Genomic DNA, 18,906 nt, shown 5'->3' on the forward strand with positions numbered 1-18,906 from the left:
GTACTACGGTGGTCGCCAGCCTCATTCATAAGGGGCCCACCGTCAGTTACAGATACACCACACTAGTGGACGCAACCTTTATCGGGCGCGACTTCGTACTGCGCTAATGCTTACGCGCTATGAATTTCTCCCGTTCGAGCTGGGGACCCCAGTGCGCTCACAGCAGCTTGCCGATGTCGCACGGCGTACCTGTACCGAGTGCGGCTGGATCGATGTAACTGGCCGGTTCAATCAGATAGATGTGCGCGTTGTGACTCCCAATTGCGTAGGCATTTTTAAAAAGCAGGACTTGCTTTTTATATTGCGGAGTCTGGATACGGGGTGGTCAGAGTGGGATACTCCTATCCTTCTGCTTCTGCATATGCGGAAGCAGTCGATGCACTGATCGGGCGCATAGAATTCCAGCGGGCCATAGAGATGGGGGAGATCCCCGATTCAGTAGCTGAAGGGAAAGAGCTGATTTCCACGCTGCGTAGGAAGTTGGCCAAGAAATCCAAGTTGGATGTCCGTGCACACGTCGACGGATTCTTCACCTATTCTCTGTCAGCATTTATTACCTCACCGGAGAGTGACAGGCTGCTGCTCTCCGCACTTTTGCATCCTCGCTCTGTGGGGTGCAGCATTTCCCAGGCTACCAAAGCACTACCAGATTCCGAACACGTAGAGTCCTTGATTCGCGCCAATACGAAAGAATGTCCCGAGCCAGTGGTGTGTGAAGCCACGAAAGGTGATTTCTATTCTTCTTGGTCCAGCGTGGTGGTATGTCCGCGCACTGGGACTTTATTGGAAGACTTGGTCACCCTCTCTGAGTTTCGGATCCAATCCACATGGCTTACCGCTTACCGGCTGAATCAACGTGCTTCCGATACGCCGTTGGTACGTGCTAATTCAAAAGTTGGATTGCAGCTGTTGTTAGATGGTCAAGAATTTTCACAGATTAGATCGCGGGTGGGGCAGCGTTTGGGTGCTAACTCACCCCATGATGCTACCGCCATTGTGGATGATATTTTCCGTACCAGTGAGCTCGCAGTAGAAATGGATAACGCTGCGGATGCTTTGGAACTAGCTAGAGCCAGAATTGATTTTGCTACGCAACAACACGAGGCGAAGAGCAAAAGTATTCTGGAGGTTTTCGGCCTAGTCTTTGCTTCCGCAGGCTTAGCAGACTTGATGTTTTCGCTGCCCATAGACAGTGAGACTATTTCTGCGGAGCTAAACCAAGTTATCGTATGGGCCGTGGTAACTGTGGTGGGAATTGTTTTTATTTTTCGCCAACGCTTTTAATGCACGCGAGGATTAGAGCGGCGGTAGCACTGCGAATGTCAGTTAATGTCTAGTTAACAAAATTTGCGAACCACTTAAATCCTGGGTGGAGGGGGTGATTTGCAAAGAATATTAGCCCAGTTCACCGGAACCTATCGGGCTAAAAGGGGGGAGTTTTTGTGGGGTGTATTGGCAATATTTACTGCTTTGCAAAAATTGTTCTGTATCTTACATAGCAACGCGGGTGGTGATGAATAACACATTGCGCCTCGTTTGTACAGAACCTCTCTCACCCAAGGAGACAACCCTTCTATGAGTGATACAACTGCTCCAGTCGAGCGCCGTGACCTTACGGCAGCCGACTACATAGAAATGCGCGATAGTGAAGAGTTTGGCGAGCTGCGCAGCGCTTATCGTAGTTTCACTTTTCCCATGACCGTCGCGTTTTTCGTGTGGTACATCGTCTACGTGCTCACTGCCGTGTTTGCGCCTGATTTTATGGCCATTGAGCTTGGCGATGGCGGCTGGAACGTCGGCCTCGTCTTCGGCCTGGCCCAGTTCCTCACCACGTTCATCATCACCTGGATTTACGTGAAGTATGCCAATAAGAATATTCAGCCTAAATCGGTTGCTATTCGCGAGAAGTTGGAGGCCAAGTAAATGACTACCATTTACCTTGCACAAGAAACTTCTGCCGGTAACCCGATTCTGAATATCTCCATCTTCGGCATCTTCCTCGTGGTCACCATGGCCGTCGTGCTCCGCGCCGGCAAGTCCACGAAGAAGGCGTCTGACTTCTATACCGGTGGTGGCTCGTTCTCCGGCCGCCAAAATGGCTTGGCCATTTCCGGTGACTACCTTTCTGCTGCGTCCTTCCTCGGTATCGTCGGTGCGGTGGCGCTCAACGGCTACGACGGATTCTTGTACTCCGTCGGCTTCTTCGTCGCCTGGCTCGTGGCCCTGATGCTCGTGGCCGAGCCGATGCGTAACGTGGGCCGCTTTACCATGGCGGACGTTTTGTCCTTCCGCCTGAAGCAAAAGCCGGTGCGCGTGGCCGCGTCCATCGCCACACTCTTCGTGACGCTGTTCTACCTCATTGCCCAGATGGCCGGCGCCGGTTCGCTGGTGGCCGTGCTGCTGAACATCCATGAATTCAAGTGGCAGGCAGTCGTTGTCGGCATCGTCGGCGTGCTGATGATCCTCTACGTCTTGGTCGGCGGCATGAAGGGTACTACCTACGTGCAGATGATTAAGGCCGTCCTGCTGGTGACCGGTGTGGTCATCATGTGCATCATGGTGTTTATCTCCCTGCGCGGTGGCTTTAGCAACATGTTCAGCACCGCGGTTGATATGCACGCGTCCTCCGATTACCTCCATGAAAAGGGTTATGAGGCCAAGGAAATCATGGAGCCGGGCCTGAAGTACGGTGGCTCTACCGCCGCTAAGTTGGACTTCATTTCCTTGGGTATGTCCCTCGTGCTGGGTGTGGGCGGCTTGCCACACGTGCTGATGCGCTTCTACACCGTGCCGACCGCCGTTGAGGCTCGTCGCTCCGTGACCTGGGCCATCGTTATCATCGGTGCCTTCTACCTGATGGCCCTGATTCTGGGCTACGGGGCAGCTGCACTGGTTGGCCCGGACCGCATCCTGAACGCACCAGGTGGAGCGAACGCCGCGGCACCGCTGCTGGCACTGGAAATCGGTGGCTCCATCTTCATGGCGATTATTTCCGCCGTGGCCTTCGCTACCGTGCTTGCCGTGGTGGCGGGCTTGGCGATTACCGCCTCCGCCTCTATCGCGCACGATATCTACCACGCGGTCATTCGCAACGGTGAGTCCACCGAGGCAGAGCAGGTGCGCGTCTCGCAGGCCACCGTGGTAATCCTGGGTATCGTCTCCATTATCTTGGGCATCTTGGCGATGACCCAGAACGTGGCCTTCCTGGTCTCCCTGGCCTTCGCAGTGGCGGCATCGGCTAACCTGCCGACCATCCTGTACTCGCTGTACTGGCGCCGCTTCAACACCGCGGGTGCCGTGGCCTCCATGTACACCGGTGTTGTCTCCTGCTTGGTTCTCATCTTCTTCTCCCCAGCGGTATCCGGCACCGAAAGCGCCATGTTCCCGAACGCGGACTGGGCTATCTTCCCGCTGACCTCGCCGGGTCTGGTCAGCATCCCGCTGTCCTTCTTCGTCGGTTGGTTTGTCTCCATCGTGACCAAGCCGGACAACTTGGACGAGCTGGCGGCAGAAATGGAAGTTCGTTCCCTGACCGGTGTGGGCGTCGAGGCCCCAGTCCAGCACTAATTGCCCGCAAAGTAGCAATTACCGGTAATATGGTTCGACGTGTTTAATCCGTCCTCTCTCAACGCGGCGGCATCAGTAAAGGCTGGTGCCGCCCTTGCCGTGTGCATGCTTGCTTGCTCTACGGTTGCTGGGTGTAGCAATAGCGAGCGAGATAGCACCGCTAAAGCCGAAGACACCACGATCACCGCGCACAGAGCCTCAAAGGTGCCTCCGCGCATCAATGAGTTCCTCAAGGGGGATGAGGACCATTCCATTAGCTATATTCGTCTGCACGATGGCATGTATATGGGCTCTGCGGCAGAACACGATCCTCGCCCGGCGCTCAGCCTCATCAAGCTCTACATCGCCACCTACGTCATTGAGCAGGGCGAGTATGAGGACAAATACGAGGCGCTCGGCATGATTGCCAGCTCTTCTGATAAGAGCGCCGAGGAGCTGTTTAAAAAGTACCCGGATTCCATCGATAAAATTGCCAAGGAATACCACCTGGAATCCACCAAGGCGGGCGAGACTTGGGGCTATTCGGAAACCTCCACCTATGACGTAGCCAGCTTTATCTCTCAGCTCATCAAGCGCGATGAGACCCACCCCGTGCTGGTGGCGATGTCGCACGCGGATCCCGTCTCAGAAGATGGTTATGACCAAGATTATGGCACCGCGAAGCTCTCTAATGTGGTGGGCAGCAAGTGGGGCTGGTCCAACGATAAGTCGATCAATTCCTCGGTGTCCTTTGGTAAGAACTTCGTCGCCGCGGCATCCATTAATGGATCCGCCGATGACCTCACGGACTACGTGAAGAGCGAAATCAACGGCGAGAATCTGGGCAAGGCCACCGAGCGGTTCCTGAAGTACAAGAACGGCGAGGACGTCCCACCCATCGAGACAACCTCAGAAAAGCCGACCTCGAGCGAGAAGAAGGACGAGGGCAAAAAGGGCGAAAAGAAGTCCTCCGAGCCCAAGGGGAAATAGGCCTACTTAATGGCCTTGGCGATGTCCTGGGCGGCATCGGCAAGCCCGCGAATTTGCTCGTTGCTTAGCGATGACCCCTTAAAACTCACCCCATCCGCGGTGAGCTGCGGCAAATCCGGCATATTGGGGATAGCCTCGTCCAGGGTAGAGCTGAGATCCTGGATGCCTGGCTGCTTGGAGCCGGGTGTCCATTGGCCCCAGTCGCTGGCGTAGACCTCGTTGACATCGACGATGACGTTCTCGATGGTCTGCTGTCGCGACTGCGGAAGCTGGTGAATGGTGGTCTTGGGGTGGATTTTCCCGTTGGAACCCCAATCGTGCATCCAGTAGAACGTGCCAATCCCATCGCGGCTGGCCCACTCGATGGTGTTGTAGTTGCCGTAAACGCCGGTCTGGTAACCGGCTATAGACAGCGCCTTGGAAAACGCCTGCAGGTATGGCCGGATGAACTGGGTGTAGTGCTCGCGGGTGGGGTTATCGTCGATGGCGATATAAATGGGGCGGTGCGTGGGTCCACCGGCGGCCTTGTGCAGCGAAATGGCCTGCGGAGCGTGGATGGCGGCGCCGGCCGCGCCCTGCTTCCAATCGGCGGTTTCGGCGCGGCCGAATTGATAGACCGAGGCCGTGGGCAGGCCGGCCGCGGCATTGGCGGCAGCCTCTTGGAGCGTGACCGGCTTGCCGGTCATCCAGGCCGCGCCGGGGCGCTTATTGGAAACGTAGCGAATGGCACCGATATGGCCCGCGCGCTTGATGGCGGCGGGGGAGGGGACGCCGGAGGAAAAATCGATAATGGTGCCGCGCACCGGGCCGAGGGCGGCGGCAGAGGGGGCTGCCGCACCAATGGCGCCGGCGGTAAGGGCAAGGGCGCTTGCCTTCAAGAGGCCGCGACGAGACAGAGACGGTGACATAAAAAGCTCCTGCAGTGATCGCATTAGTCACAATAGTTAACAAATGCACCATAGCAGGAGATGGTGGGGGAATCGTGTTTATTTTGACTCGTTGCTAAATTCCACGTTCGTGGCGTGTTCCACGGTGCGCGATACCGTGCAGTCCTTCTCGTGGGAGATGCGGATGAGGTTATCCACGAGCGTGCGGGCCTTATCGCCGTCCGGGGTGGAAGGGAAGGCGAGGGTGAAGGAGACGCGGACATCGGAAAGCCGCGAGGCGCCATCCTCATCCACGCGGTCGCCCTCTGCGCGCACCCGGAAAGACTCCGGCTCGGTGCGCCGGGAGGTCACGACATCCACATCCACCGCGGTGCATCCGGCGACGGCAGCCAGCAGGAGTTCTACCGGAGATAACAGGCCCTCGCCGCGCCCGAACTCGATGCTGGCGCCGTCCGCATTGGTGGCCCGGTACACCGAATTTTCTACGCGGGTAAGGTCAACGGAATACTGCTTCGTGATTTCACTCATGGCTTAAAGCTTAAGCCAGGCTCGGGATATAGGCCACGCTGCAGCAAAGGATTAAATGCAGCGATAGGAAATCGGACACAGTGCGCACTTAATATATCAACGGCGGCGAGAAGCGGATACGCACCGATTGTCCAAGCTCTGGTTTATTATCTGCGGTAGTCCGGAACGTGACCCCAGATTCATGGGAGGCGGTAACGGAGTAGTGTCCGGCTTCGAAAATGGCGGAGTCAACCACCGCAGCAACCGTGGCACCTGGATGGTTTTCCTCCACGATCGTCGCGTGGTGCGGCAAGATGGCGGCCTTAGTGCCTTCTCCTCGCACGGTTACGTCACTCAACGGCCAAGAGATACCAAGAGTTGGGCACTCGACGCGGCTTCCTGAAATAGTGGTCTGGACAATCGTGGCATCCGCAATAAATCCCGCGACCACCGGGCTAGCGGGATTTTCCAGCAGCTGTTGCGGAGTAGCAATCTGCTGGATTTCGCCGCCGTCTAGAACCACGACTCTATCTGCGATTGCCAGTGCCTCGGCGCGATCGTGGGTGACGTGCACCGTGGTTAGGCGTTGCTTTTGTGTCAGGGCTACCAGCTCGCGGCGCAAATTATCGCGCAATGGTTCATCGAGGGCGGAAAGCGCCTCATCCAGTAATAAAACTTTGGGTTTAGCGACGATCGCCCGGGCCAGGGCAACGCGCTGGCGCTGCCCGCCAGAAAGGCTGTCTGGTGTACGGTCTTCGAATCCTGGCAGGCCCACGAGAGCTAAAGTCTCAGATATGCGCTCTTCGCGCTCGGCCTTTGCTACTTTCGCCTGGCGCAGCGGGTAGCCAACATTGTCCTTTACAGACATGTGCGGCCAGATCGCGTGCTGTTGGAAGACCATGCCGATGCCGCGTTTCTCCGGCGGAATATCAGTCATCTGCCGGCCATCTATGTAAAGCTCACCTGACGATGGAGAAATAAAACCAGCGATGGTGCGCAGGAGCGTGGTTTTACCGGAGCCTGACGGGCCAACGAGTGCAATGAGTTCCCCAGGCTCGATGGAGAGGTTGATATCGCGCAGGCCGGTGGTTCCATCCGGAAAAGTGACCGTGAGGTGGGAAGCTGCAATTTTCGCCATTATTAAGTCCTTACCTTAGGAGCGCGGATAGTCAGTGCGAGGGCAATGATGCCTAGCAGCGCAAAGAGCAAAGCGAGTGCCGATGCCTGGTTATAATTTCCTGCCTGTTGCAGGTTGAAGACTTGCACACCCAGCGTTGTAGTTCCAGGGGCGACGAGGAGTACGGAAATAGTAAGTTCTCGAATCGCGGTCACCGCGACGAGCACCGCACCGGAGATTGCCGCCGGAATGGTCATTGCGCCGGTGGTAGTAAAAAGCGCTTTAAGAGGCGTGGCGCCAGAAATGCGCGCTGCTTCTTCCACGGTGACCGGGGTGCTTATTAGCGGGGCACGCACGGACTGGACAACGAGTGCGGTAAAAGCACAGACGTAGGCGATAAGGATTATCCAAATGGTGTTATATAACCCGGTATAGCGCCCGGCAATCAGCCAGGCGACGCCGATGATGAGCCCCGGCAGCGCGCTCGGCAGGAGCGCAGAAAGTGTTAAAAGGGTATTTCCCCGCGCCTGGGTCCGAGTCACTAGAATTCCGATGACCCAGCCAAGAATCCCGCAGATAATCGCGGCGGTTATTGACAGAAATGCGGAATTGGTAAGGCCGTCGAGAACGCGCGGGTTGGATAAAGCACTGCTAAAGTTCGCCAACGAGATGGTTTCTAATGTAAACGGAACTCCAGGGGCTGGCAGCAACGCGCGGTAAGCCAAACCAAGGATTGGGCCAATGGAAATGGCGAGTCCGCACACCCACATGATGATCGTGACCGGCCAACGCGCTGAATGCAGCGCAAAGCGCGCCGGGCTTCCGGAGTCATGGGTAGAAGACGAGTTTTTCAGGGAGGTGAGGTAGTCCATGATGACTGCGCCGATTCCCAAAAATAAGAGGACGACGCCGATGGTCGAGACCACCTGTAAGGGGTTCGATACGGTGCCGGAATCAATGAACCGGTAAATCATCGTTGCGAGCGTTTCGAATCGAGCCGGCGAGCCGATAATGGCAGGAATTCCGAAATCCGCCAGATTAGCAATTGCCGTGAGGGTAAACGCGGATAACAGGGCGGGGCGCAGGAGCGGAAGGGTGACCGTGCGCAGAACAGTCATCACGGAAGCACCAGATACTCGGGCGGCTAGCTCGAAATCGGGAGAGATGGAGCGCAGGCTCGAAGAAATGATGACGTATGCCGTGGGAAAAGAGTGGATGGTCATCAGCGCTATGACCCCGTCTGCGCCGTAGATATTCCATATTTCGAACCCAAAGAGTTTATTCAAGCCCTGATTCGGGCCGAATAGTTGAATCCAGGCGATCGCTCCGATAAATGGCGGAACCAAGAGCGGCGAGAGCAGGAATAGGCGCAGTACCGAAGAGCCGTAGACATCCGTGCGGTCTAGCGCGATGGCAATAACGGTGCCGATGATGACGGCGGCGAGAGCCGAAAGCGCCGTGGTGAACAGCGAATTCCATGTAGCAATACCGAGCCCTTGCTCTAGCAGGACGGGAATTTGGTTTCCACCCAGTGCAAGGGAGACAACAAGGGCCAAAGGCGCGATGAACAGGCCAAGGGCAATGAGCCACACGCCAACGCGCAGCGCGGACACGGAGGGATTTTTCAACAAGCGAGCCATCAAGAACTAGGAAGCCACTGCCTTTTGGAATACCTCGACGGCGGCGTCTTTATCCTTGGTGATTTTCTTCAGGTCTTGGTCCATGAGCTCAATGTCTGCGAGTTCAGGGGTGCCCGCTGGAGTTCCCACATCCTCACGCACCGGGAGGTAAGACTGATCGACGGCGATTTCTTGAGCCTTCTTCGAAAGCAGGAAGTTGATGTACTTCTGTGCCGCTTCTTGCTCCTTGGAGTCTTTGAATACGCCCGCAGGCTCAGAAATATACGGTGATCCCTCGGTGGGGTAGGCAAGGGCAACTGGGGATCCCTTATCCGCTAGGTCGCGGACTAAGTAGTCGACGACCACGCCCACGGGCCTAGAACCGGAAGCGATTTCCTGGGAGGTAGGGCCATTGGACTCTGCGATCATCGGAGAATTCTTGCCCAGGTCTTCGATCCACGCTTCACCGAGGTCTGGATTGTTCTTCCATGCTGAGGCATTGAAGGCTGCCGCACCAGAGACCGCCGGGTTAGGCATGACGAGTTTGTCCTTGTACTTCGGATCGGTGAGATCCGCCCACGAGGTCGGGGCATCGCCTTCTGCGATTTCGTCGGTGTTATAAGCAATGACCGTGGGGATAATGCGCGTGCCGACATAAAAATTCTCGTCGTCCTTGGCCTCGTCGATGACGTCATCGGAATCGACATCGGCAAGCTCGATGAGATCGCCATCCTCGGCGTAATTTTCAAAGGTAGGAGCATCAGCCGCCCAGAAAACGTCTGCTTCGATATCGCCAGATTTCTTCTCCGAAGAAATGCGCGCGTTCAAATCGCCGGTACCGGCCCGGTACACCTTGACCTCGATATCGGGGTTGTCTTCATTGAAGGCGGCATTGATTTCATCGACCTTCTCTTCCGGCTCTGAGGTATAGACGGTAATGGTGGTTGAATCGCTTGCGGCCTGCGTATCTTCATCGTCGGTCGCAGGCTCACCGCACGAGCTAAGAAGAACGGTTGAAGCAAGGGCTAGGGCAGCGAGAGATGAGTGCTTCGGCTTCATTGGGGAAGTTCCTCCAGAGAGAGTAGTTAACAGGAACGTCTATCTAACTGCACTGAAGTTAAGGCAACTTAGGATCGATGTGAACGTACAGTAAATTCTTTGAGCTCCTGGGCGGATGTTGTGGAGGGAGGGCTCGCCAAGGAACCTCGCTCGAATGGGCAGCCTTTTAGTGGTGAAAAGCGGGAAACCAGGAGGTGACAAGCTTAAGGTAACCCCACATGGGGGATTAATCTATAGGTCAATAGATATTTATATACCTGTAGTACTACCGTTATGAAAAGCAATGAAGGAACCCTACAAGGAGAAATAATGGATTCGGTGATCGCAGGCAATGCGAGCTGGATGCTCATGAGCGCGGCTCTCGTGCTGCTCATGACCCCAGCCCTGGCACTTTTTTACGGAGGCATGACAGAGCGCCGCGGCGTGCTCAACATGATGTTGATGTCCTTCGGCTCACTAGCGGTAGTCAGCATCATTTATATCCTCTGGGGCTGGTCAATGAGCTACGGCACGGAGTCCTGGGGCGGCATCGTTGCCAGCCCCTTCGAGTTCTTCGGGCTGAAGGACTCCATCTTTGATGCCAATGGTGAATACCTCGAAGGTGCGGAAGGCTACGCCAATATCATCGATATCGGCTTCCAGCTCACCTTCGCCGTTATTTCCACCGCGATTATCTCCGGTGCACTCGCCGGCCGTGTGAAGTTCGGTACCTGGATGCTTTTCAGCGGCCTGTGGGCAACCTTTGTCTACTTCCCGCTGGCCCACATGGTCTGGGGCGGCGGCATCCTGGGTGAGGGCGAAAGCAGCGTCACCAGCTGGATCTTTGGCAGCGAGGGCGGGGAAGCGCTTGTGGCCCCCATTGACTTTGCCGGTGGTACCGTCGTCCACATTTCCGCAGGTACGGCCGCACTAGTCCTAGCGATTGTCGTGGGCAAGCGCCAGGGCTTCCCGAAGAGCGTGCAGCGCCCCCACAACCTGCCCATGGTCATGCTCGGTGCCGGCCTGCTGTGGTTTGGTTGGTTCGGTTTCAACGGCGGTTCCGCCTTCGCAGCCGATGGCCTCGCCGGCCTGGCCTGGGTCAACACTACCGCCGCAACGGCTGCGGCAATCCTGGGCTGGTTGCTCGTGGAAAAACTGCGCGATAACTACTGCACCTCCCTGGGTGCTGCCTCCGGTGTGGTCGCAGGACTTGTCACCATTACCCCTGCCGCGGGCGACCTGAACCCGGTGACCTCGCTCATCATGGGCGCCCTCGGCGGCATGCTGGGCTGCCTGGGCGTGGGTCTGAAGTTCCGCTTCGGCTTCGATGACTCCCTCGACGTCGTGGGCGTCCACCTGGTCGCCGGCCTGTGGGGCACCGTGGCGGTTGCTTTCTTTGCCAATGACCGCGGCATTTTCACCGGTGGCGGCGCCGAAGGCTGGAAGCTGCTCATCGTACAGATCCTCATCGCCGCAATCGCCGTGGTCTTCGCCGCAGTCATTACCGCCATCATCGCGGTGATTTTGAAGGCGACGATTGGCTGGCGCGTGACCGACCAGATTGAAACCGACGGCATTGACTTTGGTGGTCACCGTGAGACCGGCTATGACATTGGCGGCCGTGCCATGCGCGGTACCACCAGCCGCAACTAAAACGCCCAGCGATACCTAGGAGCAACAATGAAACTCGTGACAGCCGTGGTCAAGCCCTTTACGCTTGATGATATCCAGCAAGCCCTACAAAAGCTCGGCTCACCGGGCATGACGGTGACTGAAATCGAAGGCTTTGGCCAGCAACGCGGTAACAAGGAAATCTACCGCGGCGCCCAATTCGCCACTTCCTTTGTGCCCAAGGCCAAAATCGAGCTCATCGTGGCAGACGATGACGCCGAAGCGATTGTCGATGCCATCGTCGATGCCGCCTGCACCGGCGAAATCGGCGACGGCAAGATTTGGATAGCTTCCGTCGAAGATGTGATCCGCGTCCGCACCGGCGAGCGTGGCGAGAAGGCTATTTAGACCTCAAATGCGCGGTGGATCTGCTTGCTTATAGAAGTAGAAGAGTCGTGGCAAACCAGTTTATTTTAAGTTCAACGTGAGGAAAAATCCGAGAGCCCGACCCCGATGTGTCAACTTTCCGGGGCCAGGCCTTGTGTGAGGTTACCCTCGTTTAGTGTACATCCGATCTGTGCGGATCGTGTGGCGGTACGAGAGGATGGGCCTAACCCCAACAGTTCCACTACCCGGGGTAGGTCCCGTTGGCCCATTGGCGCACCGCTGTTCCTTGGCGTTCCAGGCCTTGGTTTTGCCTCGGTGCAGCTGATCGGCACGGTGCTTTGGGGTTATTCCCGTCGATGACTCCGGGCAAGCCTCCGTAATGTAGAGCATCGTGCGCCAGGTTAGTTCCTCGCAGGATACAGCGGTGTCTGGTTTGGTGTTGTCGGTTGCGCTAGTTCTCACGCTGCCTTACGCGCTTAAGGACGTCGTAATCACCGGTCCTGGCATCAACGGCGGATTAAGCATCAATCAACGCTGACGCAAGCTGCTACTGTGAATACTCCTAAAAATGTCCTCATCCCCTTTTTGCTACTTAACCCCCAACGGCATTGTCAAAGCAACCCGTCAATCTTTAGGTTCGACCATCGCGCAGCTGCGTGAACAGGGTCGTAACGGCCCGTTTGGCGAGCAAACTGGGGGCCAGGGCAGTGGAGGTGAACAGTTTAGAGAACTGCAGTGACCTTATAACCCTTCTTGGTGAGCAGCCGGGTCGCTGCTTTAAATGTCGCGTTATCGCTGTCGGGGTTGTATTTTTCGGGATCTAAAGCGATATGCGCGAATTTTCCATCATAGCGGATAGTCATGAATTTGTAGCCAGCTTGTTCTTCGGCATCATCGATTAGCGTTTGCACGTCGGAGGTATCGCGGTCGGGGGTGGCCGCCGCCGCATGGTCTTGATGCTGGGCTATAGGGGAAGCTTTTTCGATTGGAGTGCTGTGGCCGATTAAGCCAGTGCTTGCAGTCAATAGTCCAGCAAGAATAGTGGTAATAATCTGAATACCTTTCTGTTGGGCGTATGGTATGGGTGAGTGTGGTATAGAACACTCGCTCACCTGCAAAATTAACGGTTACAACCGTAACTTAACTTCGGATTAGCTCAAAAACTGTGCTGACCAAGGGCCAGTTTTTCTGGTTCCTTCCAGCACAAGAGCCCAAATTGGTTATTATACCAAAACTAGTCTTTGTTTTCAGGCTCCTGAAACGGCTCTTCCTTTGGGAAGTACTCCAGTGGGTGGATGTAGGACTGGACCCCTGTTCGGAATACCCGGACAGGGCGGTAGATTACTATTTTTCCAACCCGGTTGGGCTGGATATCGGGTGTCCGCCAAACAGGGGTCAGGCCCGTTGGATATCAGGTGTCCACCAAATGGGGGTCAGGTCCATTCAAGGAGATATAAGTAATGCCTTGGGTGAAGTGAATAGCGAACTTTTGAGAGGAGATACCAGCCCCTTAGCCTGAGCCTGCACATGCATTTTGACTGGCAGCGGAGGTAGCCTGAGAACCATGAGAAGCTTGTGGAATCATTTCCGGCCATTTTGCGTGTCAGCCTTGATAGCCATCGTGCTCGGGGTTCTGTTTAATGACTATCACCGGACACTTGCTTTAGTGGTCACAATTTTGCTCATAGGTGTCGTTTTATCGCTGGCGGATTATGCTTCCGAACGGCGTCGAAAGAATGAGGATAAGTGATGAATCGGAAATTGCAGTTGTCGTTGGCTACCGGATTTCTCGGTGTGGTTTTGGTCATCGCGGCGCCTATTTTAATTAGCGCCGGAATTGATGCTGCCGATGCTGGGCAGCAGTCAGGTAATGCTGTGGTTCCATTGCTTTTAGTGGGCATCGGAACCGTGCTAGTGATCCTCGCGCTGGCCCGTTCCGGTCCTGTATTTGAAAAGAAAAATGTAAAAGCCGAGCGCTAGAAGTGCTAGTTTTCTGGGGCACACTCCTTGCGGGAATGAAGAGGACACGAGGGAAACAAGCCTCCAATCAACCTACTGGTTGATTGAAGTTTCAACCGCCTCTGCGATTCAAAGCCGGACAAGTCGGGGCAAGATATGTATTTAGAGAACTTGATCCCCTCGGCTATCCAGTCACAGCGATGACTGGGAAGGAGTAATGATATGAAGGCTTTGTACAGGGCAGCGATTTTCTACCTCGTCTTGGGCTTGGTCGCCGGCTTGTTTTATCGGGAGTTTACGAAGCTACAAGATTTCCCGGAAGGCGAATATACGCAGCTAAGCGTGGCTCACACCCACTTGCTGGCGCTAGGCTTCATGCTATTCCTTATCTTCTTGGCGTTGGAAAAGGTCTTTGCACTGTCGCGGCACCACCAGCTGTTCAACTCGTTCTTCTGGCTCTACAACGTAGGCGTGGTGCTCACCGTCGGCATGCAAATTTCACACGGCATATTGACGGTGCTGGGCAAGGAATCCAATGAGATGATTTCCGGCATCGCTGGTTTGGGCCACATCTTCATCACGGTGGGGCTGACGGTCTTCCTCGTGAATTTGGGCCGGGCGATCAAGGAACCAGATGAGGGCACCACCAAAGCTTCGGTGAACGCCTAACTATGAGCGAGCACAACGCTCAAGAACGCTCAAGAAAACGTCACGGCGCCTACTCGCCGCGATTGGATAAGCCTGCCGGTTCTTTCCATCGGGTTGGGCATCATTGTTCTAGATGGCACTATCGTCGGCGTGGCATTGCCTCGATTATCACTGACCTGCAGCTTAACTTGACGCAGGCGCAGTGGGTCAATAGCCTCTATGCGGTGCTATTAGCTGCGCTGCTGCTATCAACGGGCAAGATTGCTGATACCTGGGTGCCTTCCTCACCGGCCTGACAATATTTGTGGCAGGCAGCGTTTTGGCGGGATTTTCTACCTCCGCCGCCACTTCGATCTCCGCGCGCGCAGTACAGGCTATCGGCGCCGTGTTCATCATTGCCGTCCACGCTTTCCACGGTTAATGCCGTATTCCGCGGCAAGTACCGCGCCGCAGCCTTTGGCGTGTAGGGCGCGGTGATTTCTGGGGCTGCAGCGCTCGGACCGCTTGCCGGTGGTGCGCTGACGGAATGGGTGTCCTGGTATTCGCGATTATTGAGGGCCCCGACCTAGGCTGGTGGGAATCCCAATCCTCATTCAGCATCTTCAGCTGAACGTGGTCAGAAAACGCGCCCATCTCACCGGTGCCGGTGACGCTCGCGATTTCGGCCGTGGGCTTCGCGCTGTCAGCCATGGCAATCGGTGCATTCTCTCCGGTGCGGCAGCCCGTCACGTTGCGGCGCGTTTCGGGGCACCTGGCACCGTGCTCATCGGGCTCGGCTTGGAAGTCGTCGGTGTTCTTGTCCTCGTCCTGCTTATGAGGCCGGATACGAATGGTTGGATCATCGCCGCACCGCTGACCCTGTACGGCTTTGGCCTGGGGCTCGCCTCCGCAACGCAGAGCACCGTGCGCTTGGGACAGTGGTGCAGGCCTTAAGCGAGGGCATGCCAACGCCGCGCAATGGTCGCTCGTCGCCGATACCGCGTTCCTCGCTCTGGGCTTTGTTGGTGCACTTAGGGTGCGCCGTGCTGCGGGGGAGAAGGGTGCCCTCCGCAAACAATGTCGATCTCGGTGCCCGCGTTAATCGCGTCCCGAACTGATTTTCCACCCGCGTGCTGCTTTGCGTTGCTGCCAGAAGTGACGGTAGATACCGGGGACATCGGAAAGCTCAGAATGCGTGCCCAGCTGGCTGACGTGCCCGTGTTCATCCAAGACTACGATTTGATCAGCAGATTTGATTGTATCCAGCTTATGGGCGATCACGATAAAAGTAGACTTCTCCCGTAGCTCGTCCATTGCGGCAAGGATATTTGCCTCATTTTCTGCATCGAGTGCGGAAGTTGCTTCATCAAAGAGGACAATCGGCGCTTGTTTGAGCAGCGCGCGAGCAACAGATACGCGCTGGCGCTCGCCGCCGGACAGAAGCCGTCCTCCTTCACCAACCGGAGTGTGCCACCCTAGCCGGTTCGCAATAGACGTCACGCCTGAAAGATCAGCTGCGCGGAAGACTTCCTCATCGGAGGCATCGGGACGACCAACGCGGATATTAGCGATTAACGAGTCATCGAAGAGGTAGACGTCCTGAAAGACCATGGAAAGTCTGGACATTAGCTGTTCGGTTCCAAGCTCGCGGATATCTACGCCGTCAACCATCACCGCTCCGGAATCTACATCCCAGAATCGCGAAATAAGGCGCGCAATTGTGGTCTTTCCGGAGCCAGAAGGACCGACAATGGCGGTAACGGTGCCCGGTTGGGCGTGGAAGGCGACATCGACCAATACCGGCTTATCTCCGTATCCAAACGTGACATTGCGCAGCTCAACACTGCCCGAACCGTCTCCTGTGCGCGGAGTAGTGGGTTCTGGCAGGGAAGGGGCATCGGTGATGAGCTCGGTTTCTGCGAGCGCGATACGGCCTGCGTCTAAACCGACGAAACAAGAGCCCAGCTGCTCAAGCGTGCGGGTAAACCTCAAGCTGATTCCGATGATCGCAATTGTTTCTAGTGGCGATAGGGCGCCTTCAACGGCAAGATCCGCGGAGACCATAATGAGAGCCACGATGAAGATCTGCACTACTATGCCGTTGAGTAGCAAAGCTAATGTGGATACCCATAGCTCGCGTATCCGTGCTTTATGATCGATTTCTAGTGCTTGCTCAAGCGGCGCAAACCCTTGTGATTTTCCCGCCGCGCGCAAGGCCGGCTGGCGGTTAGCAAATTCTACGATGCGCTGGGAGAGCTCTTTACTCGGCCCGAGTGCGCGGTTCGATGCTTTCTCACGAATCCATGCAGCCAACTGCATCACCACGAGCGCCAATGGTGCGATGATTAGAAAGACCAATCCCAACCGCGGATTCCAGAAACACGCTCCAACCAACAGGGTCATAAGTGCTGCACCATCGCGGTACACCATGCCTTGAGTATGTGCAAGAGTCTCGGCCGCCACCATAAAACGATCTGAGACGAGACGAGATAGCCCGCCGGTATTAGCCGGTATGAACCAGCCGAGCGGTAGCGTTGCCAATTTATCGCCCACAGTCGTGTGCGCGGTTCGGATGAAATCCAAGGCCGTGTGGTAAGAGGCCATGGTTGCGAAAAATCGTAGCGCAAAAGCTACGAGCGCAATTGCCAAAAGCGTCCACATCCATGGTGCGATCGTCGTATCCCCATCGAGTGCCTTTGTAAGTGGCACGAGCGTGAGAACGGCGAGGCCGTCAAGCACGCCAACGATAAGCGATAGACAAGCATGCCTTTTATTGAGCTTATGACCTACAGGACTTTGCAGCTTTTTGACACTGCGAGTAAGTAACGGATCACGAAGCCGCGAACTAGCAGGCGTGGTGGCATTAGACATGAGAATTATCCTTCACAGGCTTGAGGCGGATTATTTGGTCTGCGCCTTGGATTGACTCCGGTTTGTGGGCTATGACCAAGACGGTCTTGTCTCTTACGAGTGTGGCCAGAGCCGCTTGAATTTCTGCTTCGCAGTCAGGATCGGTTGCCGCAGTAGCTTCATCCAGGATCAAGATTGGGGCATTGGTAATAATTGCCCGGGCAATAGAAATGCGTTGCTGTTGTCCACCGGATAAAGAGATGTTCTCACCAACAACGGTGTCGAGCCCAGCTGGTAAAGCGCGAATATCAGCAGCTATGTGCGCGGCCTCTGCTGCTTGCCAGATCTCTTCATCGCGAGCTTCTGGGCGTGCAAGGCGAATGTTTTCCCGAATACTCATGCGCAGTAAGTGAGGATCTTGTAAGACAAAAGCCACAGTGCGGTACAAACTGTCGAAAGTGAGATCACGGATATCCACGTTGTTGATAGTGATTGTGCCCGAATCTGGATCCTGGAAACGCGCCAGCATCGTTGCTGCTGTGGATTTGCCAGACCCGGAGGGGCCAATCAATGCCGTGACAGTGCCTGCGTTTAATTGCGCAGAAAAGTCTTGGAGGACTGGTGTGTCTGGGGCGTAGCTAAAGCTGACCTTGTGGAATTCCACCTCCATGTCTTGACTACTGGCATCGAGGCTCTTTGAGCCTTCATTCACGTGGGAAATTGTCATGACTTCATCGAGGCGCAACGCCGCATTGCCAGCGAGCTGGTAAGACCACATCATGCGGCCGACGGTTTGAATCGTGCCTGGGATCACCAGTGCAATCAACGTTGTGGCGATGACTTCAGCAACCGTGACATAGTCCCCGGCTATTAGCAGAGAACCGACTCCTATATTGATAAGGATGAGCACGGGAACCGCCACCACGGATTCTGAAATTGCGCTAACGCGAAGAAGCGGACGTACCCACTCGTAATAGAAGATAGCGAATTGTTTAGCAGCTTCGCGGTACCGAGCGTGGGCTTTGCCAACGGTGCCGAAAGCCTTGACGACGGAAATACCTTCGGAGAACTCCACTGCAGTGGCAGAAACCTCTCCAAGATAATCGTCCATTTCCGCAGTTTTTGTGCCCATATCTTTCATTGAATACGCCTGGATTGCTAGGAAAATGGGCACAGTGACAATAGAAAGTAGGCCAAGGCGCCAATCCAAGATAAAGGCATAAACTAGAAGCGCAAGAGGCGTGAAGATTGCGGCAACTTGCTCTACAGGAGCATGGGCTGTCAGGGTGTGCAGAGTTAGCGTATCGTCCTCGACTGCTTTGCGGACTTTGCCGGAATTAGTCTGGCTAAACCAAGACAGCGGTGCTTTCGCAATAGCGGTAATAATTCGGCGCCGGTTGATCCCCACCAGCTTTGCGTCAGCGAAGTGGGTGATCGTAAGGGCAAGGAAATAGAAGAATAGCTGGCCCAAAAATGCTGCAAGGAGCCATTTCACAATGGACGCGACGTCATCAGTATTGCCGTCGATTAGAGCATTTCCCAGTGCCACCAACGCGACGTAGGGTGCTACGGCGAGTACCGAGGATATAAGCGCGAGAAACTGTGCGAAGTAGATGGTTGTTTGCACTGGGGCCAGTAGCTTTTTTAGAGCGACCTGGCCGGCTTTTTGTTTTGCGCGAGCCTCTTCTTCCGGTGACGCACCGTGTGATTCTGGTGCGTGGGTTCCGCTTGATTCTGTGGAACTTTGTTTTATCTCAGACATTTCTTT

The 18,906-nt window shown here is 55.6% G+C and carries 18 protein-coding genes; 10 read left to right on the top strand and 8 right to left on the bottom strand.

Annotated features, from left to right (window positions below; translation table 11 throughout):
• Window positions 1-330 precede the first annotated feature (330 nt).
• The 4 genes from ABRP64_RS04475 to ABRP64_RS04490 all read left to right on the top strand — a co-directional run bounded on the left by ABRP64_RS04475 (window position 331) and on the right by ABRP64_RS04490 (window position 4,536).
• Window positions 331-1,284, top strand: coding sequence for a hypothetical protein (locus ABRP64_RS04475; protein WP_349865596.1), 954 nt, complete (start codon window positions 331-333; stop codon window positions 1,282-1,284).
• 291 nt (window positions 1,285-1,575) lie between these two features.
• Complete coding sequence (locus ABRP64_RS04480) at window positions 1,576-1,923, top strand: DUF485 domain-containing protein (protein WP_284770573.1); 348 nt, start codon at window positions 1,576-1,578, stop codon at window positions 1,921-1,923.
• Entirely contained in the window at window positions 1,924-3,567 is a 1,644-nt protein-coding gene (locus ABRP64_RS04485; RefSeq protein ID WP_349865598.1) for a monocarboxylic acid transporter, read from the top strand.
• Between the two features lie 39 nt (window positions 3,568-3,606).
• Window positions 3,607-4,536, top strand: coding sequence for a hypothetical protein (locus ABRP64_RS04490; protein ID WP_349865599.1), 930 nt, complete (start codon window positions 3,607-3,609; stop codon window positions 4,534-4,536).
• Between the two features lie 2 nt (window positions 4,537-4,538).
• On the opposite strand, the gene ABRP64_RS04495 is transcribed toward ABRP64_RS04490, so the two are convergent.
• The 5 genes from ABRP64_RS04495 to ABRP64_RS04515 all read right to left on the bottom strand — a co-directional run bounded on the left by ABRP64_RS04495 (window position 4,539) and on the right by ABRP64_RS04515 (window position 9,725).
• Complete coding sequence (locus ABRP64_RS04495; protein WP_349865650.1) at window positions 4,539-5,444, bottom strand: DUF1906 domain-containing protein; 906 nt, start codon at window positions 5,442-5,444, stop codon at window positions 4,539-4,541.
• Between the two features lie 78 nt (window positions 5,445-5,522).
• Complete coding sequence (locus ABRP64_RS04500; RefSeq protein ID WP_284770576.1) at window positions 5,523-5,951, bottom strand: OsmC family protein; 429 nt, start codon at window positions 5,949-5,951, stop codon at window positions 5,523-5,525.
• Between the two features lie 88 nt (window positions 5,952-6,039).
• A complete protein-coding gene (locus tag ABRP64_RS04505; protein WP_349865600.1) occupies window positions 6,040-7,068 on the bottom strand; it encodes an ABC transporter ATP-binding protein in 1,029 nt (342 codons plus the stop codon).
• Window positions 7,069-7,070: 2 nt separating this feature from the next.
• Window positions 7,071-8,687 carry an ABC transporter permease gene (locus ABRP64_RS04510; protein ID WP_349865601.1) on the bottom strand — a complete coding sequence of 539 codons (1,617 nt, stop codon included), beginning with the start codon at window positions 8,685-8,687 and terminating at the stop codon, window positions 7,071-7,073.
• A 6-nt stretch (window positions 8,688-8,693) separates the two neighbouring features.
• The gene (locus ABRP64_RS04515; protein ID WP_284770579.1) at window positions 8,694-9,725 is read right to left on the bottom strand and encodes an ABC transporter substrate-binding protein; all 1,032 of its coding nucleotides are present in this window, start codon (window positions 9,723-9,725) and stop codon (window positions 8,694-8,696) included.
• A 309-nt stretch (window positions 9,726-10,034) separates the two neighbouring features.
• On the opposite strand from ABRP64_RS04515, the gene ABRP64_RS04520 reads away from it, so the two are divergent.
• Window positions 10,035-11,357 (top strand): ammonium transporter, encoded by a 1,323-nt coding sequence (locus ABRP64_RS04520; RefSeq protein WP_284770580.1) that lies wholly within the window; start codon window positions 10,035-10,037, stop codon window positions 11,355-11,357.
• 27 nt (window positions 11,358-11,384) lie between these two features.
• The gene (locus tag ABRP64_RS04525; RefSeq protein ID WP_284609876.1) at window positions 11,385-11,723 is read left to right on the top strand and encodes a P-II family nitrogen regulator; all 339 of its coding nucleotides are present in this window, start codon (window positions 11,385-11,387) and stop codon (window positions 11,721-11,723) included.
• 701 nt (window positions 11,724-12,424) lie between these two features.
• Here ABRP64_RS04525 and ABRP64_RS04530 read toward each other — a convergent pair.
• Window positions 12,425-12,727, bottom strand: coding sequence for a malonyl-CoA-ACP transacylase (locus tag ABRP64_RS04530; RefSeq protein WP_284770581.1), 303 nt, complete (start codon window positions 12,725-12,727; stop codon window positions 12,425-12,427).
• Between the two features lie 724 nt (window positions 12,728-13,451).
• On the opposite strand from ABRP64_RS04530, the gene ABRP64_RS04535 reads away from it, so the two are divergent.
• The 4 genes from ABRP64_RS04535 to ABRP64_RS04550 all read left to right on the top strand — a co-directional run bounded on the left by ABRP64_RS04535 (window position 13,452) and on the right by ABRP64_RS04550 (window position 15,242).
• Window positions 13,452-13,682 (top strand): hypothetical protein, encoded by a 231-nt coding sequence (locus ABRP64_RS04535; RefSeq protein WP_349865602.1) that lies wholly within the window; start codon window positions 13,452-13,454, stop codon window positions 13,680-13,682.
• Window positions 13,683-13,883: 201 nt separating this feature from the next.
• Window positions 13,884-14,330 carry a DUF2871 domain-containing protein gene (locus tag ABRP64_RS04540; protein WP_284609597.1) on the top strand — a complete coding sequence of 149 codons (447 nt, stop codon included), beginning with the start codon at window positions 13,884-13,886 and terminating at the stop codon, window positions 14,328-14,330.
• 2 nt (window positions 14,331-14,332) lie between these two features.
• Entirely contained in the window at window positions 14,333-14,605 is a 273-nt protein-coding gene (locus ABRP64_RS04545; protein ID WP_349865603.1) for a hypothetical protein, read from the top strand.
• A 316-nt stretch (window positions 14,606-14,921) separates the two neighbouring features.
• Window positions 14,922-15,242: a hypothetical protein gene (locus ABRP64_RS04550; protein WP_284609596.1), complete on the top strand. Its 321-nt coding sequence runs from the start codon at window positions 14,922-14,924 to the stop codon at window positions 15,240-15,242.
• A 144-nt stretch (window positions 15,243-15,386) separates the two neighbouring features.
• Here the strand turns inward: ABRP64_RS04550 and ABRP64_RS04555 are convergent, their stop codons facing one another.
• Both ABRP64_RS04555 and ABRP64_RS04560 read right to left on the bottom strand, forming a co-directional pair.
• Window positions 15,387-17,159 carry an ABC transporter ATP-binding protein gene (locus tag ABRP64_RS04555; protein WP_349865604.1) on the bottom strand — a complete coding sequence of 591 codons (1,773 nt, stop codon included), beginning with the start codon at window positions 17,157-17,159 and terminating at the stop codon, window positions 15,387-15,389.
• A complete protein-coding gene (locus tag ABRP64_RS04560; RefSeq protein WP_349865605.1) occupies window positions 17,152-18,900 on the bottom strand; it encodes an ABC transporter ATP-binding protein in 1,749 nt (582 codons plus the stop codon). Before ABRP64_RS04560 ends, ABRP64_RS04555 begins: the two co-directional genes overlap by 8 nt.
• Window positions 18,901-18,906: the final 6 nt, after the last annotated feature.

Source organism: Corynebacterium sp. KPL4015 (assembly GCF_040225725.1).
GTDB classification, from domain to species: domain Bacteria; phylum Actinomycetota; class Actinomycetes; order Mycobacteriales; family Mycobacteriaceae; genus Corynebacterium; species Corynebacterium rhinophilum.

Coding starts and splice junctions, on each gene's coding strand:
- ABRP64_RS04480 (WP_284770573.1), top strand. CDS start 1,576: ATGAGTGATACAACTGCTCCAGTCGAGCGCCGTGACCTTACGGCAGCC.
- ABRP64_RS04485 (WP_349865598.1), top strand. CDS start 1,924: ATGACTACCATTTACCTTGCACAAGAAACTTCTGCCGGTAACCCGATT.
- ABRP64_RS04495 (WP_349865650.1), bottom strand. CDS start 5,444: ATGTCACCGTCTCTGTCTCGTCGCGGCCTCTTGAAGGCAAGCGCCCTT.
- ABRP64_RS04500 (WP_284770576.1), bottom strand. CDS start 5,951: ATGAGTGAAATCACGAAGCAGTATTCCGTTGACCTTACCCGCGTAGAA.
- ABRP64_RS04505 (WP_349865600.1), bottom strand. CDS start 7,068: ATGGCGAAAATTGCAGCTTCCCACCTCACGGTCACTTTTCCGGATGGA.
- ABRP64_RS04510 (WP_349865601.1), bottom strand. CDS start 8,687: ATGGCTCGCTTGTTGAAAAATCCCTCCGTGTCCGCGCTGCGCGTTGGC.
- ABRP64_RS04515 (WP_284770579.1), bottom strand. CDS start 9,725: ATGAAGCCGAAGCACTCATCTCTCGCTGCCCTAGCCCTTGCTTCAACC.
- ABRP64_RS04520 (WP_284770580.1), top strand. CDS start 10,035: ATGGATTCGGTGATCGCAGGCAATGCGAGCTGGATGCTCATGAGCGCG.
- ABRP64_RS04525 (WP_284609876.1), top strand. CDS start 11,385: ATGAAACTCGTGACAGCCGTGGTCAAGCCCTTTACGCTTGATGATATC.
- ABRP64_RS04535 (WP_349865602.1), top strand. CDS start 13,452: ATGAATCGGAAATTGCAGTTGTCGTTGGCTACCGGATTTCTCGGTGTG.
- ABRP64_RS04540 (WP_284609597.1), top strand. CDS start 13,884: ATGAAGGCTTTGTACAGGGCAGCGATTTTCTACCTCGTCTTGGGCTTG.
- ABRP64_RS04545 (WP_349865603.1), top strand. CDS start 14,333: ATGAGCGAGCACAACGCTCAAGAACGCTCAAGAAAACGTCACGGCGCC.
- ABRP64_RS04555 (WP_349865604.1), bottom strand. CDS start 17,159: ATGTCTAATGCCACCACGCCTGCTAGTTCGCGGCTTCGTGATCCGTTA.
- ABRP64_RS04560 (WP_349865605.1), bottom strand. CDS start 18,900: ATGTCTGAGATAAAACAAAGTTCCACAGAATCAAGCGGAACCCACGCA.